The sequence below is a fragment of the Bradyrhizobium sp. LA6.1 genome, from assembly GCF_040547805.1.
In the GTDB taxonomy this organism is placed as follows: Bacteria; Pseudomonadota; Alphaproteobacteria; order Rhizobiales; family Xanthobacteraceae; genus Bradyrhizobium; species Bradyrhizobium barranii.
On sequence record NZ_JBEPQK010000003.1, the window covers coordinates 329,337 to 345,589 of the forward strand.

19 protein-coding genes are annotated in these 16,253 nt (G+C 63.2%); 7 read left to right on the plus strand and 12 right to left on the minus strand.

Annotated features, from left to right (window positions below; translation table 11 throughout):
* Positions 1-36 precede the first annotated feature (36 nt).
* Complete coding sequence (locus tag ABIB99_RS08700) at positions 37-849, minus strand: transporter substrate-binding domain-containing protein (RefSeq protein ID WP_354175462.1); 813 nt, start codon at positions 847-849, stop codon at positions 37-39.
* 76 nt (positions 850-925) lie between these two features.
* A complete protein-coding gene (gene solA / locus ABIB99_RS08705) occupies positions 926-2,095 on the minus strand; it encodes an N-methyl-L-tryptophan oxidase (RefSeq protein WP_354175463.1) in 1,170 nt (389 codons plus the stop codon).
* Between the two features lie 125 nt (positions 2,096-2,220).
* On the opposite strand from solA, the gene ABIB99_RS08710 reads away from it, so the two are divergent.
* Complete coding sequence (locus ABIB99_RS08710; RefSeq protein WP_063986358.1) at positions 2,221-3,180, plus strand: LysR family transcriptional regulator; 960 nt, start codon at positions 2,221-2,223, stop codon at positions 3,178-3,180.
* Positions 3,181-3,247: 67 nt separating this feature from the next.
* Here ABIB99_RS08710 and ABIB99_RS08715 read toward each other — a convergent pair whose 3' ends face one another.
* Positions 3,248-4,675, minus strand: a complete 1,428-nt coding sequence (locus ABIB99_RS08715; protein WP_063983182.1) for a caspase family protein — start codon at positions 4,673-4,675, stop codon at positions 3,248-3,250.
* A gap of 204 nt (positions 4,676-4,879) precedes the next feature.
* Positions 4,880-5,755 carry a DMT family transporter gene (locus ABIB99_RS08720; protein ID WP_063983183.1) on the minus strand — a complete coding sequence of 292 codons (876 nt, stop codon included), beginning with the start codon at positions 5,753-5,755 and terminating at the stop codon, positions 4,880-4,882.
* A 147-nt stretch (positions 5,756-5,902) separates the two neighbouring features.
* Between ABIB99_RS08720 and ABIB99_RS08725 the strand changes: the two genes are divergently transcribed.
* Entirely contained in the window at positions 5,903-6,301 is a 399-nt protein-coding gene (locus tag ABIB99_RS08725) for a RidA family protein (protein WP_038955466.1), read from the plus strand.
* 58 nt (positions 6,302-6,359) lie between these two features.
* Here ABIB99_RS08725 and ABIB99_RS08730 read toward each other — a convergent pair whose 3' ends face one another.
* The 3 genes from ABIB99_RS08730 to ABIB99_RS08740 form a co-directional block, all read right to left on the minus strand.
* Entirely contained in the window at positions 6,360-6,905 is a 546-nt protein-coding gene (locus ABIB99_RS08730; protein WP_063983184.1) for a hypothetical protein, read from the minus strand.
* Entirely contained in the window at positions 6,850-7,194 is a 345-nt protein-coding gene (locus ABIB99_RS08735; RefSeq protein ID WP_014495138.1) for a hypothetical protein, read from the minus strand. The genes ABIB99_RS08730 and ABIB99_RS08735 overlap by 56 nt, the downstream gene beginning before the upstream one ends.
* 196 nt (positions 7,195-7,390) lie before the next feature.
* Positions 7,391-7,978, minus strand: coding sequence for a formyltransferase family protein (locus ABIB99_RS08740; RefSeq protein WP_063983185.1), 588 nt, complete (start codon positions 7,976-7,978; stop codon positions 7,391-7,393).
* A 189-nt stretch (positions 7,979-8,167) separates the two neighbouring features.
* Here ABIB99_RS08740 and ABIB99_RS08745 point away from each other — a divergent pair, with 189 nt between their 5' ends.
* Together ABIB99_RS08745 and ABIB99_RS08750 are read left to right on the plus strand one after the other, a co-directional pair.
* The gene (locus ABIB99_RS08745; protein ID WP_063986359.1) at positions 8,168-8,452 is read left to right on the plus strand and encodes a hypothetical protein; all 285 of its coding nucleotides are present in this window, start codon (positions 8,168-8,170) and stop codon (positions 8,450-8,452) included.
* Between the two features lie 337 nt (positions 8,453-8,789).
* Positions 8,790-9,023, plus strand: a complete 234-nt coding sequence (locus ABIB99_RS08750; RefSeq protein WP_063986360.1) for a hypothetical protein — start codon at positions 8,790-8,792, stop codon at positions 9,021-9,023.
* A 5-nt stretch (positions 9,024-9,028) separates the two neighbouring features.
* On the opposite strand, the gene ABIB99_RS08755 is transcribed toward ABIB99_RS08750, so the two are convergent.
* Positions 9,029-9,331, minus strand: coding sequence for a hypothetical protein (locus ABIB99_RS08755; protein ID WP_063983186.1), 303 nt, complete (start codon positions 9,329-9,331; stop codon positions 9,029-9,031).
* Positions 9,332-9,756: 425 nt separating this feature from the next.
* Complete coding sequence (locus ABIB99_RS08760) at positions 9,757-11,802, minus strand: acetoacetate--CoA ligase (protein WP_063983187.1); 2,046 nt, start codon at positions 11,800-11,802, stop codon at positions 9,757-9,759.
* Between the two features lie 204 nt (positions 11,803-12,006).
* Here ABIB99_RS08760 and ABIB99_RS08765 point away from each other — a divergent pair, with 204 nt between their 5' ends.
* Positions 12,007-12,507, plus strand: a complete 501-nt coding sequence (locus ABIB99_RS08765; RefSeq protein ID WP_187387692.1) for a hypothetical protein — start codon at positions 12,007-12,009, stop codon at positions 12,505-12,507.
* A gap of 66 nt (positions 12,508-12,573) precedes the next feature.
* Here ABIB99_RS08765 and ABIB99_RS08770 read toward each other — a convergent pair whose 3' ends face one another.
* From ABIB99_RS08770 to ABIB99_RS08780, 3 genes are all read right to left on the minus strand, one after another.
* The gene (locus tag ABIB99_RS08770; protein WP_063983188.1) at positions 12,574-12,801 is read right to left on the minus strand and encodes a hypothetical protein; all 228 of its coding nucleotides are present in this window, start codon (positions 12,799-12,801) and stop codon (positions 12,574-12,576) included.
* A gap of 152 nt (positions 12,802-12,953) precedes the next feature.
* Positions 12,954-13,619, minus strand: a complete 666-nt coding sequence (locus ABIB99_RS08775; protein WP_231142044.1) for a hypothetical protein — start codon at positions 13,617-13,619, stop codon at positions 12,954-12,956.
* Between the two features lie 4 nt (positions 13,620-13,623).
* Positions 13,624-14,013, minus strand: a complete 390-nt coding sequence (locus ABIB99_RS08780) for a hypothetical protein (RefSeq protein ID WP_063983190.1) — start codon at positions 14,011-14,013, stop codon at positions 13,624-13,626.
* Positions 14,014-14,242: 229 nt separating this feature from the next.
* Between ABIB99_RS08780 and ABIB99_RS08785 the strand changes: the two genes are divergently transcribed.
* Positions 14,243-14,968, plus strand: coding sequence for an outer membrane protein (locus ABIB99_RS08785; RefSeq protein ID WP_063983191.1), 726 nt, complete (start codon positions 14,243-14,245; stop codon positions 14,966-14,968).
* 190 nt (positions 14,969-15,158) lie between these two features.
* Positions 15,159-16,244, plus strand: coding sequence for an AI-2E family transporter (locus tag ABIB99_RS08790; RefSeq protein ID WP_063983192.1), 1,086 nt, complete (start codon positions 15,159-15,161; stop codon positions 16,242-16,244).
* The last annotated feature ends 9 nt before the right edge of the window (positions 16,245-16,253 follow it).

Genomic DNA, 16,253 nt, shown 5'->3' on the forward strand with positions numbered 1-16,253 from the left:
GAGCGCAAGACGGATCTGGCGCTCCGCCTTACGCGTCTATTTGTCCTTGTATTGCTCGTGCATGAGCAGCGAATACTCGGTCGGCGTAATGCCCCACTTCTTTTCCGCTGCCACGATGAAGCCGGTCTTCATCCAGTCCTTTGTCGCATCTTCGAGCAGCTTCTGAAGGCTGGCATTATCGAGCGCGACAGCGATCATCCATGGCGATGGCAAAATACCTTTCAGGGGCAAGTCGTAGTCCGCCTTCCACTCGTCCTCGAGCAGCTTGCCCTGCAGGAAGGTCTGATCGTAGACATAGCCGATGCAGTTGCCCTGCTTCATGGCGAACAGAGGCTTCTCCGAGCCGTCAAACGCAACGATTTCGGGGCCGTAGGATTTGGCAACGTCCTTGTTGTACCAGGCCCCCGACGTGGCACAGACGGGTTTTCCCTTGAGCTCGGCCCAGTCCTTGATGCCGGACTTCTTGTTGAGAAGGATGTTCACATAGTCCGAATAGTATAGCGGTTCGATGGCTTGAACCACGCGACGGCGTTCCGGCCTGTCCGACATGGTCGCTATCAGCAGGTCGACCTTTCCCTGCTGAAGAAATTCGATCCTGTTGGAGGCCGCGACCGGAACGAGTTCGAGTTTGACGCCGAGGCGCTTGGCAATGTCTGCGGCGAGATCCGGCTCGATGCCGACCACGTTTCCCGTGGGATCGCGGAAACCGAAGGGCTTGTAGTCAGCCTTGACGCCGACATTCAACGTGCCGCGCTGCTTGATGGCATCGACGCCATCGGCGGCTTGGGCGCTGCCAAGCATCAGCAGCGCCGCGATGCCTGTCATCATGGAACGGACAATGTCTCTCATCGGATGACGCCTCCAGGATTGTGATCACGACGCGCGTTGCGCGCGCTTGTTCAAGATACAAGGCTCGTGCCAAACGTCACGAAAAACGGGAGATGGAGAATGGGCTGAGGTCGATCGCGCTTCGACCGTCGGTCACCATCCCGGCGACGACGTTGCCGATACCTGCCGAGTGCTTGAAGCCGTGGCCCGAGCACGCCGAGACGACACAAATCCGGTCCTGGTCGGGATGGCGGTCGATGATGAAGCCCCGATCGGGCGTCACCGTGTAGATGCAGGCGGCCGCCTGCGCGACGCGCGGCGTGGCGCCGGCGAGCCGCCCCGCGACGTGCTTCCGGTACATTTCAGCCGATTCCGCGGGATCGACGGTGCGGTCGATGGCGTCGGCCGTCGTGTTGGTCTCGTACTGCTCGGTCGCGACCTTGAGACGACGATCGCCAGGCAGCGGCGGGAAGCCGTAGAGGTAGTCGACATCCGTCGCGCCGTGCATCCAGATGAACACAGGGGCGTCGGCGCGATACGCGCTGGTATCCTCGAGCTCGTACCAATGCAGCACCTGCCGCTTCACCGTGAGCACGCGATCAAACGGCGCGCCGAGCAGGTGGGAATTCCAGCCGCCTGCCGACACCACCACCTGGTCCGCCTCGAATGTGCCCGAGGACGTTTCCACCCGAACGGAGGAGCCGCGCTGCGCGATCGAGAGAACCTCAACTCCCGTGCGGATCGTTGCGCCGAGCTGCTCCGCGCGCGTCAGCTGCGCCTTGATGCAGCGCTCCGGAAAAACGTATCCTCCGCCGGGCTCGTAATAGGCCTTCTCGTTACCCTGGAGATTCAGGAACTGCGGGAAGCGATGAGCCACCTCTCGCCCGTCGATCACTTCATGCGCGATGCCGAAGTCACGCGCCGCTGCAATCGAGCGCGCGACGAAATCCGGCTTGCCGTGGTGTGACGTCTCGCCGACACCGGGCGCCATGACGACGAGGCCGCATGGGTTCAGCAGCTCGGCAGACGTCTCGGCCTCGAGCTCACGCCAGATCCGGTGGGTATCCAGCACCAGGGGCACGTAATCGCGGCCTTCGCCGACCGCCTGCCGGGTGATGCGGGTTTCGCCGTGGCTGGATCCCATCGTGTGGGGCGGGGCAAAGCGATCGAGGCCGACCACCTTTACCCCTCGCTTGGCCAGTTGATAGAGGGCCGCGCTGCCCATGGCACCGAGGCCGATCACCAGAATATCCGCTTGCTCGCTCATGGATCGGGACTGCTTAATTGTTAGGACGATCCGAAGTCTGCTTTCGGATGCGGCTCTCCTACAAGGATAATTCATATAATGAAGGCAATTTGCATGTTAATATGACTTCTGCTTAAGTTATGGATATGACGCCACCTGTTCCAGACTTGCGAAGCTTGCAGATTGTCGCTGCCGTCGCGGAGTCCGGCAGCATGCTTCAGGCGTCCCGTCAGTTCGGGATGACGCAATCAGCGGTTTCTCAGGCTGTGCGGCGGGCCGAGGCCTCGATCGGCGTCGCGTTCTTCAACCGTAGCCGGAGGCCGCTTACACTGACGCGGGCGGGCCGCATCCTTGCTGGCCGTGTTCGCGATCTGAATCGCGACTTTGACACGTTACTCAGCGCACTCCGGGACGCAGCGAAACTGCCTGAGCGTGTCGATCTGAGGCTCGGCCTCATCGACTCCTATGCCGCCACGGTCGGCGCACACCTCGTCAAGGAGCTCATGACGGGCGAGGTCGCACTGAGCCTGTCCGTTTGGTCGGGCCTTGCTCACTCGCATGCCGAGGCGCTGGTCCACCGAACGATCGACGCGGCGATCACATGCGATGCGATGGATGACCTGTATGATATCGAGCGCTTCCCGTTTTACCGCGAGCCAAATCTGCTGGTGGTGCCGCGCGGATTGGAAGCCGAATTTGCTGACCTTGATTTGCGGGAGATCCTGACCCGGCATCGCCTGGTCCGGTACAGCGAACGCTCCTATGCGGGCGCTCAGGTCGAGCGCCACCTGAGCCGTTTGGGCATTCGCCCACCGCGGGCCTTTGAGTTTGACACCTCGGACAGCCTGGTCGCCATGGTCGCCACCGGGATGGGCGTGGCGATCACCACGCCGCTGTGTCTGTTGCAGGGGCTCGCTCACGCTGGTCAAGTCAGCGCTCTCCCTCTGCCGGGCCCCGGATTTTTTCGTGAGCTGCTTCTGGTGACCCGCCGTGGCGATCTCTCATCACTGGCGCCGCGCATCGCGGAGATGGCTCGGACGAGTATTACGATGCAGGCGATGCCGCGGATCCGGACGCTCGTGCCTTGGTTCACCCAAGACTACTAGCCATTGCCACCACGAAAAAGGCCCGGCTCTCGCCGGGCCTTTTTGCGTTTTGGAGCCGGGTCTCGCCTCAGCGGCGGAACATGCCGCCCATCATGCCGCCGACGACACCGCCGACGAAGGCCGCGCCGGCATCGCCGCCGCCGCTGTTGCGATGCTGAACCGGTGCGCTGCTCTGGGCCTGGGCCGGGGCAGCACGCCGGGCCGGCTTCGCGCTGTCGTCGCTCGCGGTGGCCGGCGCGGCCGCCACGATCTCGGACAGCAGGGCCTTGTGCTGGAGCTTGTTGAGGTAGCCGGTCGACGGATAACCGCGAGCGGCCTGCCAGCGCTTCAGCACTGAGCGGGTCTCGTCGGTGAAGGCACCGGTCACCTTGGTGTCGAAGCCGAGCCCGGTCAGGCGGCGCTGCACGTCGCGGCGCTGGCCCTTGTCGAGGCCGATCTGGTCCTCGGTGAGCTGGGTGGAGTCATCGGTGAAGGTGGCGGGATCGATCCCGGAGTTCAGATTGCGGGTCGCCGTGGACGGGCCGCTCTTGATCGCCGCAAGCCGCGCCAGCGCCAGCGCCTTGAACTGGCCGTTCGGATAGGCCGAGAGATAGGCGTTGAGCTCTTCCGGCTTGTTGGATTCCTTGACCGAGCGCCAGTATTCGAGCTCGACACCGTCGGAGCTGCTCGCTGCCGCCGGCACGTTTCCGGAAGCGGTCGGGGCTGCGTTGGCAACCTGCGTCTGCTGCGACGGGTTGAGATAGACCGCGCCGATCAGGTTGGTGTGGCCCCAGGGAAGCTGGCCCTTGCGGGTCTCTTCGTTGACCTGGGCGCGCACCGAGGTCATCGCCTGCTGGATCTCGACGCCGGGCTTGGTGATGTTGTCGATCAGCGCGCGGGTGAACGGGCTGTTGTTGCCCTCCTGGCCGTCGAGCGCGGTCTGGCCCGGGCCGGTGGCGAACGCGATCAGCGTGCCTTCGCCCGACTTCATCTCGGCAAGACCGCTCTGCACGTTGACGCTGCGCGTTGCCGAGTTCGACTTGATCTTGGCGGCGAACGGATTGTCGCGGCAGGCGTCGAGGAAGACGAGCTTGACCTTGGCGTCGCCCATGGTCTGCTCGAGCGTCAGGTCGATATTGATGGCTGCGCCGAGCTTGACGTCCATCTCCGACTTGATGTCGGCGTCGACAGGCAGGAGGTAGTTACTGCCGCTGACGGCGATGCCGTGGCCGGCATAATAGAACACTGCGACATCGGAGCCTTGCGCCTTGCGGCCGAAGTCCAGGAGCTTCTCCGTCATCTGGTCGCGGGTGAGGTTGGATCCTTCGATCACCTCGAAGCCGACATTGCGCAGGGTCGCCGCCATCGCCTTGGCGTCGATCGGCGGGTTCGGCAATTGTGCGACGTTCTTGTAGGAGCCGTTGCCGACGACGAAGGCGACACGGCGGTCGGCCTTCGCGGCACTGACCGACAGCGCCATGCACATCAGCGAAGCGAGCAGGGTGAGAGTGCGCATCTGAAATCCCCAACAGAATCGAATTGCAGGCAGCAACAAATTGGCAACGAACCTACACGAAGTGCCCGACTTCGCGCCACCAAAACGGCAGTACGTCGTATTCAACCCGCTGCTGTGTGGCCGAATGTGCACGATGGAATGCCCCTCCAACGTGATCCAGATCACACGGCCACTTCGTTTTTGTCGCGCGAGTCAGCGCGAGGTTCACTGCGCGCGGGCGGGAACCGGGGCGGTCGGCTTCAGGTTCAGGAGATTGCCGCACAGGATCAGCGTCGCGCCGAGCACGGTCCAGGCGTCGAGCCGCTCCGAATACAGCAGCCAGCCGACAGTCGCGGTGAGCGGCACCCGCAAGAAGTCCATCGGCACCACGATGGTTGCATCCGCGTAGCGGAGCGCGCTGGCGAGGCAATAGTGCGAGAATGTGCCGCAGACCCCGATGACGAAGAGCCAGCCCCAGAGAGTGGTTGACGGCCAGGTCCAGACATAGAGCGTCGGCAGCAGGCCCACGACCATCTGCACCACGATCATCCAGAACAGGATCGACAATGCGCTCTCGGTCCGGGTCAGCGATTTCGCCAAGATCATGGAAATGCTGAAGCCGATCGCGGCCCCCAGTGCGATCAACTGGCCCGGATTGATCTCGCCGGTGGCGGGCCGCACGATCATGACGACGCCGACGATGCCGAGCGCGATGGCGGCGATCTTCCAGACGGTCATGCGCTCGGACAGAAACGTTGCGGCCAGCAGCGCAGTCCAGATCGGCATGGTGAATTCGATCGCGACGACCTGGCCGATTCCGATCAGCGTCAGTGCGTAGAACCAGCCGAGCTGCGCGAAATAATGGACCCCGTTGCGCGCGAGGTGCTGGGGCAGGCGTTTGGTCGCGACCGCCTTGAAACCGCCGGCCCGGTAGATGATCGGCAGCAGCAGCGTGAAGCCGATCACCGAGCGCACTTCCATGATCTGGAAGACGTTCAGCTCGCGCGTGGTCTCGCGGCCGGCAACCGCCATGACCAGCATCAGCGCCAGCCAGCCGGCCATCCACAGTGCAGCCATCGTTTTGGACGGTGTTGCGGTCATCGTTGCTGGTGCGGGCGATCGAGCCTGAGGGGAGGGCCGGTATCGGCGACATCGCCGGCGTTTGCAACGGCCAAAACTGCGGATGCAGCGATGCAGGGCGGCGTGCTAAGGCATCATTGAACAACAAGAAAAGGGAGATCTTCGCTCATGCAAATCTTGCAGCCGGCCGAATGGAAGAAACCGCGGGGCTTTTCTCACGGCGTGGTTGCCGAAGGGCCGGGCCGCTGGGTGGTGCTGGCCGGGCAGACCGGCGGCGACGAGACCGGCAATTACGCGCCTGACATGGCGGCGCAGGTCGCAACCGCGCTGAAGCGGATCATCAAGCTCCTTGGCGAGGCCGGAGCCGGTCCGGAGCATATCGTCCGCCTGACCTGGTACCTGACCAGCCGCAGCGAATATGAGGCCGCGGGCGCCGGCATCGGCGCGGCCTGGAAGGAAACACTGGGGCGCAATTTTCCGCCCTCGACGCTGCTCTACATCGGCGGTCTCGTGGACGAGCGGGCCAAGGTCGAAATCGAGGTCACGGCGTTCGTGCCGAACGCATAAGACGCATAAAAAAGCCCCGGCGGAATCGCCGGGGCTTTTGGCTTGAACGCGGTCCGCCTTAGCGCGACAGCGAGATGTTGGCGCCGCGGAACTGGCTGTCCGCGCGCATGGTGACGCTCTGCTTGTTGCCGGACGTCTTCAGCGAGATGTTGGCGTTGAAGCCGGCGGTCGAGGCGACCAGGTCGTAGTTTCCGCCAGCGCCGCGGCCCTGGAGGGAGCCGCTGATGTTGCGGCTGGCTTCGGACCAGCTGCCGGCGATGGCGCCGCCTTCAGCCCTGACGTTGGCGCCGAGATTGAACTTGTAGGCGTCGCTGGCGCAGGTCAGCGACATCTCCATCGTCGGTCCGATCGGGGCGTATCTGGCCCGGCAGCGGATCCGCTCGGTCGAGCCGTCATCGAGCGTGACGGTGCCGGCACCGCTCCAGCTCCCCGCCAGCGGGGCGAACGGGCCGGACTGGGCCTTGCTCTCAGAGTTGGCGATCCCCGCCGCAAACAAAACGGCGGCCGCGATCAGCAGCCGCCGGCTTACGACGCGGGTCCCGAATTTCTTACTGGCGCGATGCTTCCCACCGCCCGCTGCACGGTATGCCTGCAGATGCTCCATTCCACTTCCCCGATCCGGCGTTGCCGCTGAGTTGACCGTTGGCATATGCACCATTGATCGAAACTTTCACAAGTCCCCCGCTGCCGATGGTGCCGGAAACGTTAGCGCCGGGCGCGGTGATCTTGCCGTCGGCAACCGTCAGCATGGAGCTCGCGGTCGGCTCGCAGGTGCCGCTCTTGGTCACGATGGTGACATGCCAGTTGCCGTCATAGGGGGTCTGGGCGAAAGCGGGAGCGGCGAGGGTGATAACTGAAGCGGCACAGAATGCCGTAATGCGACCAAAACGCATGAATTCCGTCCTTGAATCTGTCTGATATGCTGACGCTTATTCGGCCTAAATGTGACGGAAATTTGTTGCATTGCCAAAGCGAAAATTGTTCCTGTGGAAACAATGGTTTATTTGTGTTTCCGGCTCCAATTTTCGAAGCAGAATCAACGCGCCTTCACGTTAAGGGTAAACGTCAGGACAGGACTCAGGGAAGGACTCACGAAAGACTTGGCGCCAAGGTGGCGAACTGCTCGTCCTGAACCTTGGAGGGCAGCGCCTTGTGGACCTTGACGTAGTCGATCACGTCGGCCAGCAGCTTGAGGCCGAGCGGAGCGAGCGCACGCTCCCAGAGCTCGCGAGCCGTCTCGCCCTTCCTGACGAAGCACCAGTCCTGGGCGGCGATGGCGCCGGCGTCCATGCGGTCGGCAAGATGATAGATCGTGCCGCCGGCGATCGGATCGCCTTCCTTGATGGTCCATTCCACGGCGGCTTTGCCCCGATGACGCGGCAGCAGCGAGGGATGATAGCCGATCCCGCCGTACTTCGCGGCGGCCAGGGCGTCCTTGCCGATCCGGGCGTGGCTGTGGGCGGTGATGATCAGGTCGGTGTCGGGGCCGATTTCAGAGGCGACCACCAGCTTCGGATTGGCCTGGACTGTCACCTCGATGCCGGCCGCCTTGGCGCTCGCGGCGAGGCGATCCTCGGCGTCGGCCACGACGACCCGCACGATCGGGACGCCGTGCTCCCGGAGCATGTTCAGGGTGGTCACGCCGAAATGGCGGGAGCCGACGAGGGTAATGCGCATGGGTGTCCGATCCGTCTCGCAACTGCGTCATCCCCCGATAACACGTCGGTGCGTCCTGTCACCAGCCGCGGGCGGTTTGTGCCGGTTATCAACAATGCACCGGGCGCGGGGCGCGACGGGCTCCGCGATTGCGCAGCCGGCCGTTCCGGTGCTTCCATGCGCGTATTGCACCGTATCAGGAGCGAGCGCATGCGAAGCGCGTGGTTTTTCCTTCTCGCGGCACTGAGCGTAGCCACGCCCGCGCGCGCCGGCGGGCCGTACCCGGCGGTCCCGCCCGAGGTCGGGGTGGCGCCGTTCATCGGTCCGACGTGGGATGCCTATCGTTGCGTCGAAGGGCCGGTCTATAATTTCTACCACGACGCCTATTACGGCGAGGAGCCGCCCGCACTCTATCGCGGCTACGCCTACAGGCCGTACTACCGCTACAGCGCCTACCGCAGGCTGCCGCGCAAATATTTTTGCGTCACCGACTAGCGTTGCCGGGCGGCCACATCGACAGCAAATGATGTATCCGCCGGTTCCTCTGTTTCATTTCTAACATAAGCAGCCCCCGTGTGCCGCTAGAATGCACCAACCGGGGCTGGCCAAATTTGATTCCGAATCCGTTTTCGAACCCGGCTTTGGCCGCTGGCGAGTGATCGCCAGCGGCTTTTCATGCCGGCGCCATCACGAAATCATCAAACGGTAACGCGTTCTCAACCTGCCTGTCGTATCGACGAATCCGTCGCGGATTTGTATTGCGTACCGCGACACCAAAAATGTCCCGCCGGCGTGGGTGCGCCGCGTGGGCTTTTTTGCCGGGACCGATTTCATGCCGAGCGCAATTGAGCAGATCGTGGACGCCTATGTGCGGCTGAAGAACCGCCGTGGGCTCGACGAGCTGATGATGCACAGGCAGCGGCTCGCGGTCGATCTGAAGAGCAGGTCCGGCTATGATTTCAGCCTGCCGATCGGCAAGATCGACGAGGAGATCGCGATCATCGAGGAGGGGCTCAGCCGGCTGAAGGCTCAGTCTCCGGATTCCCGCGGGATACGTCCGATCTGACGCGCTCAGTCGCGCCGGCCACCGTCGATGACGGTGAACAGCGGCCGTGCCTGGGTCGGCTCGACCAGAAGTTCCTCCACCAGCGCGGTTGCCGCATCGACATATTTGCGCGTCGGTTTGTCTAGCTCACGTTTGGCCTCGTCGTCGAGCGCGACCTTTGCGGCCTCGACCAGCTTGCGCATGCGCGCCGCATGGTCGTCGCCCGCCGTCAGCGTCGCGCGCGCCAGCGAGCGCAGCACGAACAGTTCGCCTTCGAGGCGGAGCAGGCGGTCGTTGAGCCTGGAGAGGACTGCGTTGAGATCGGCCATAGCTGCTGTTCGTCGCGGAGGATCCATCCTGATCTAGCGGCGATCGGTGAACGGAATCCAAACGCCATTGGCGCAATTGGGTTGATCTCCGGCGTCTCCTGGCAGCAGCGATGCCGCCGATGTGAGACATCGTGACGTTGCGACGCATCGTTCCAGCGTGGTTCCCGCACCACATGGTGCCCGGGTGGACGTCTGGAGCACGTATGATGCGGTCTATCCTGGCTTTGGTCCTCCTAATTTCAACATGCGCATGGGCGGCTGCCGCGCCGGCGCATCATGCCCGCCCGCGCCACCACGTCGTCGTCCATCTGCCCGAGGACGCGCCGGTCCCGCCCGGCTGGTACAAATTTCCCGGGTGGCCGCCGATCCCGCCGTCGGAGAACAGGAATCTCGATCCCTCCAATTTCGGCGGCGGTTGATCGAAGCTACGATGCGGTTCGGGCGAGATAGTCGCGGGCGAAGGCGAGATACCAGTCGAGGCAGGCGGGATTGGCCATCGCCTCCTTGTTGATGACCTTTTCGACGGGCTGGCCGAGCAGCAGCTTCTTGATCGGCAGCTCCTGCTTCTTGCCCGAGAGCGTGCGCGGGATCTCGGCGACGGCAAAGATCTCGTTCGGCAGGAATCGCCGGGACAGGCCGGCCTCGATCGCCTTGTTGATCCTGGCCTGCATCGCAGCGTCGAAGGCTGTGCCCTCGCGCAGCACCACGAACAGCGGCATGTAGCTGTCGCGGCCGAGATATTCGAGGTCGACGACGAGGCTATCCAGCACTTCCGGCAGCGCTTCGATCGCGGAATAGAGCTCGCTCGTGCCCATGCGCAGGCCGTGCCGGTTGATGGTCGCATCGCTGCGGCCATAGATGATGCAGGAGCCGTCCGGATTGACCTTGAGCCAGTCGCCGTGCCGCCACACCGGCCCGCGGCCGCTGCCGTCGAAATTGTCCAGATAGGTCTCGAAATAGCTGGCGCGATAGCGCGCATCGCCCTTGTCGTTCCAGAAACGGAGCGGCATCGAGGGCATCGGCTCGGTACAGACGAGCTCGCCGACCTCGTCGATGACGGCGCGGCCCTGCTCGCTGAAGGCTTCGACCGCCGCGCCGAGCAGGCGGCACTGCATCGCGCCCGGGGTCTGCGGCAATTCGCGGTTGCCGCCGATGAAGGCGCCGGCGAAATCGGTGCCGCCGGAGATGTTCGCCCACCAGATGTCGGCCTGCGCCTTGCTGCCGTTGATTTTCGACAACGCCGCGAAGCGATCGTTGAACCAGGCTTGCGTATCGGCGCTGAGCGGCGAGCCGGTCGAGCCGAGGCAGCGCAGCCGCGACAGATCGCCGGCCGCAGTGAGATCGATCTCGGCCTTGGCGCAGTTGGCGAAGAACGCCGCGCCGGCGCCGAAGAAGGTCGCCTTCGACTGTGCCACGAACCGCCACAGCGTGGTCCAGTCCGGCTTGTCCTTGGTGCCGCCCGGGCTGCCGTCGAAGATGCAGCAGGTGGTGCCGCTGAGCAGGCCGCCGACCTGCGAATTCCACATGATCCAGCCGGTCGAAGAGTACCAGTGATAGCGCTCGCCGAACGAGTTCTTGTGGTAGGAGCAGCCGAGGTCGTTGTGCAGGCCCAGCAGCGCCAGCACCACGATGACGATGCCGCCATGACCGTGCACGATCGGTTTCGGCAGGCCGGTGGTGCCGCTGGAATAGACGATCCAGAGCGGATGATCGAACGGCAGCCAGGCCGGCTCGAACGCGTCGATCGCGGCGCCTGTCCTTGCGACGATGTCGGCGAGCAGGGCGTCCGGCGCTGCGGGCGCGGCCTCGCTGTGCAGGATGACGTGCTCGACCGTCGGCAGCGACCGCCGCAGCTCCGCGACGACGTCTTTGCGATCATGCCGGCGGCCGGCATAGGTGACGGCATCGCAGGCGATCAGCACCTTCGGCTCGATCTGCTTGAAGCGGTCGATCACGGCGGGCGCAGCCATATCGGGCGCACAGACGCTCCAGACCGCGCCGATGCTGGCGCTCGCCAGGAACGCGATGATGGTTTCGGGGATGTTGGGCAGATAGGCCGCGATCCGGTCACCGGGCTTGATGCCCTTCCCCTTCAGATGCAGCGCGAGCGCCGCCGCCTTGCGCCGCAGCTCCGGCCAGCTCGTTTCGTTGAGCTTGCCGTCCTCGCCGCTACTGACGATCGCGGGCAGGCCGGCGGCGTCGGCGGCCTCAACATGCCGGAACACCTGCCGCGCATAGTTGACCTGCGCACCGGGAAACCACACCGCGCCCGGCATCTTGCGCTCGGTGATCACGGCCGCAAACGGCGTCGGCGATTGCAGATCGTAATAGTCCCAGATGCTGCGCCAGAAGCCGTCTAGATCGCACACCGACCACTGCCGCATCTCCTCGTAATTCGCGAAGGAAAGGCCACGCTGCTCGGCGAGCCAGTTGCGGTAGAGAGCGATCTGGGGAACGAAGGGTGCGGTCATTGCGTGTCGGATTCTGTTGCGGGGAGGGGAGTCTAACCGGTGTCGCGGCTGAGCAGAAGCGTCAGTTCCTCATCCCTGCGTCACGGCAAAGCGCTCGCCGCCGATCCCGGCCTGATGCCGCGCGGCCGGCGCTGAAGCTGGCGTTCAAACGCCCTCAAAGCAAAAGCTGAAAAACAACCCCATACACAGTAGCGGGGCTATTGAATGCATTCGTCGTTTTCAGTTGGTGCCAAGCAGGTCCTTTTCGGACTTGTCCAACGCGAACAGCCTACCGATATCTCGATGGCGCGACGCATCGCCTCGTCCGGATTTGACACGTCGGGCAAAACACTGGCAGAGCGGCATCATCGGAAATTCGTAACACCCGCGCGGGGAAACCTGCCGCGGGTTTTTTATGTCGTAGCAGTTGCCATGATAAAAGGATCGCTATTGTTCCGCACAGCGGCAGGGCTGACAATCGCAGTGGGAATTTTGCGTGAAGTGTTTTGCCCGACGACGGGCAAGGTGTCACTGCGAACTCCGTCGATGCATTGTGCGTCGTTGCTTCAACATCGTCATTGCGAGCGCAGCGAAGCAATCCAGAATCCCTCCGCGGAGGCGCTCTGGATTGCTTCGTCGCAAGAGCTCCTCGCAATGACGGCGAGAGTGGCGATGGGGTTTGGTAGCCCGGATGAAGCGAAGCGCAATCCGGGGTTCGTGCAATAAAGCGACACTGGTCCCGGATTTCGCTTCGCTCCATCCAGGCGACGGCAGTGAGAACCTTGCCTCGGCCTACCAACCCACTCCCGCCCACCGTCTCCCGAACACCGGCGGCTTGGTCTTCACCGCGGACCAGCCGAAGAAGTGATGCTTCCCCGACCAGGAGTGCACCACGCCACTGCAGATGCTGCATTTGAAGTGGCCCGAATGCGGCTCGGCGTGCTCTTCCCTTGTCGCAATGTAGTTCATGCTGCAACCGGGGCAGGTGAATTCTTCGATCGTCCAGATGCTGTTGGCCATTGCACCGCAATTACAGGTTAGGTCACGCTGACCAGCGTAGGATTCAGCATTTGCTTCGAAGTAAACCGAATGACGCAAAATCCGTTAATTCCGATTAGCCAAGTTGGCGACTTGCCGTCTGCCACGGAAATAGGACTGGCACGATGGCAAGGCTATTTGCAGTTGATCGCGAGCGGGCCGCTAGTTGGTGAGTTCGGCGGCAGTTTTAGCTCTTGGTTTCCTGCCGTTTTTAGGCGCAGTTCGGTCCATGTTCCGTCGATCATGAGGGGGCCCGCTGGCAGCGCGGACTGTGGAGTGCCGGGGATCGTGAGGCTCAGTCCCGGTGTTTGTGTACTGTGCGCCGAAAGTCCTAGCCCGATCAGCAAGGCTAGAAGAGCAAAAACCCCCGTTAGAGACTGCACGTTCAAGCGTTTCGAGACGGGGAGCGTTGACCAAGCGGTTTCGGTTGGGAACGTTCGTCCGTCGGCACGCTTATAGACCCCGCTGATTGCAGAGAGGCCGGCGCTCATGCTGATGAACAAGAGGATCACGCTGAAGGTGAAGAAGGCGACGGTCCAAGACAGCCACGGAACGCCATTAGAGCGCGTGAACTGAAGCAATGTCCCTGAAGCAACCAGAAGCGCGACAGCAATTGTGAGAAGCGTCTTAGCAGTCTCGACCGCCAGCTTCGTCGCTTCCTTCTTGTCGTCCGAACTTCGGCCGCCAAGGCGAGCCTTCGCCTCCGATAGAAAGGCATCTTGCGTCGTGACGTCGGGCCAAATCGTCGCTTTGTTGGCCTCCAAATGTGCAATTGCAGTCAGAGGATCGAAAGCTGGCACGGCGTCACCCCCACAAAAGATAAGTTGAGATGGTACCCCAGGCTGCGTCGATCGCTTTGATGACGTCGTGGGAAGATGCAAGTGACTCGCGCTTGTTGTTGTTCGTTGTTTTTACCAACTCATAGAAGCTATCCATCACCTGGGCATCCAGGTTCTGTGCTGTGAGAACGACGGTGCTATTTGGAGACGAGAGATTCCCCTGGCTCAATCGATCCTGGTAGGGTTGAACGATCATCTGGTCGAAAAGCGACAGCACGCAGAGCAAAGCGTCAGATCGAAATGTGGACATTTGGTTTTGCAGTAGGGCGGCTTTGATTTGATCGAGAACAGCTATGTTCCTCGTGTCGTAATTCATGAACAATTTGAAGTATGACTGCGCGAGTAAAGGATCCACGGTATCCTCTCCTTTGGAAATGTCCGAGTATAATATTTACCTTTAGTTGTATCAATGGCGTCTATCCCGCGCGAAGGCCTGGCCCCCCAGTGGAGCCGGTTAAGCTTGCGACGAGCGCCCGTCAGTCCAAATCGCGCCGCCGGTCGGTCCAAGCGCCCCCTTGATCGGACAGCTAGATTTCACCCCATCGCCCTGGTCGAGCAGGGCAAAAGTCATTGGGGGTGGGATCATGAGCAAGAAACTGATTTTTACAGCTGCGCTGTTGTCGCTGGCAACTCCGGCCTTTGCGGCCGACATCATCGAACCTGCGCCGGTGGTGAAGGCGCCGATCGTGCCGGCCCAGATCTTCAGCTGGACCGGCTTCTACATCGGCGCGCATGGCGGCGGCGCCTGGAGCAAATGGACCGGCATCGACCCGACCGATCCGACAGCGACCTGGAGCTCGGCCACGGCCAGCGGCGGCATCGTCGGGGGCCAGATCGGCGGCAACTACCAGATCAGCAATTTCGTGATCGGCCTCGAAGGCACCGGCGCCTGGTCCAGCGTCACACTCAATGCCGGCGGCCCGTTCGGTGGCGGTGCCGGCTTCAACCTGTCGCTGAAGAACGACTACATCGCCACGGTCGCCGGCCGTTTCGGCGTCGCCTTCGACCGCGTGCTGCTCTACGCCAAGGGTGGCGCGGCCTTCACCCGCGACAAGTATAGCGTCAACAACGGCCTTGCCGGCCCGCTCGCCGGTTCCGCCTCGGGCAGCTTCAATCGCACCGGCTGGCTTGCCGGCGGCGGCATCGAGTGGATGTTCGTGCCGAACTGGTCGGTGCGGGCCGAGTACAACTATATGGGCTTCGGCACGATCACCGAGCAGCCGGTGACGACAGGCAATCTGGTGGCGACTCCAGCCAACGTGAAGCTGAACATCCAGACCGGCACGGTGGGCGTGAACTACCACTTCTGAGCGGACGGAGCGCCACCGCTTGGCCGACTGGACCAACCCGTTCGGCGACAGCTGATGCCGCGCCGGGCGGCGCAGCGGTCCGATCCCTTGCGCCGCCGCGGGCCCGGTCGTCTTGACGCCGGATGCGCGGCTGGCAATAACGCTTTGCCGCGCAAGTGCCGGAACCCGCGTCAATGCCGCAAGGAAAGGCGTGCCCGTGAAAAGTCTCCGTCAGCTCCTGACGGGAGAGGACATCATCCAGCTCCTGATCCGGGTCGGCCTGCTTGGCCTGCTGATCATCTGGACCTTCCTGATCATCCGCCCGTTCGTGCCGATCCTGGCCTGGAGCGCCGTGCTCGCGGTCGCGTTCTATCCGGCCTTCAGCTGGGTCGCCAAGATCCTCGGCGGCCGCCCGAAGACCGCGGCCGCGATCCTCACCCTGATCACGCTCGGCATCGTCATTGGCCCGGCGACCTGGCTCGGCCTCAGCGCGGTGGACGGTGCGCGCGAACTGGCGAAGCAGCTCGGCACCGGCGATCTCGCGCTGCAGTCGGCGCCGGAGCAGCTCAAGTCGTGGCCGGTGGTCGGCCCTTGGCTCTACGATCTCTGGGATCAGGCTTACAACAACATCCGTGCGGTGCTGCGCGAGGTCGCGCCCTATCTCCAGCCGCTGGCGGGACCCCTGTTGTCGCTTGCGGGCGATGCGAGCCTCGGCACGCTCCAGTTTCTGGTCTCGGTGTTCGTCGCCGGCTTCCTGTTTCCGCATGGGCCGCGGCTGGTTGCGGCCGGGCGCGGCTTCCTGTTTCGCATCGTGCCCGAGCAGAGCGAGCATTTTCTCGAGCTTGGGGGCGCCACCATCCGCGCCGTGGCGCAAGGCGTGATCGGCGTCGCCATCGTGCAGGCGCTGCTCGCCGGCATCGGCTTCAAGATGGCAGCCGTGCCGAGCGCCGGCCTGCTCGCCTTCATCGTGCTCCTGCTCTCGATCGTGCAGATCGGCGCGTTCCTGGTGATCCTGCCGGTGATCATCTGGATCTGGACCGCCAAGGACGTCACCACGGCGCTGCTGCTCACGGTGTTTCTCGTCCTCGTCGGCTTCATCGACACCATGTTGAAGCCGCTGGTGATGGGGCGCGGCCTCACCACGCCGACCATCGTGATCTTCGTCGGCGTGATCGGCGGCACGCTCGCCCACGGGATCGTCGGCCTGTTCATCGGGCCGATCATCCTGTCGGTGGCCTGGGAGTTGATGATGGCCTGGATCAGGACCGAGGACCGGGCGGCGGCGAGCGAAAGCTGAGCTGCTCGC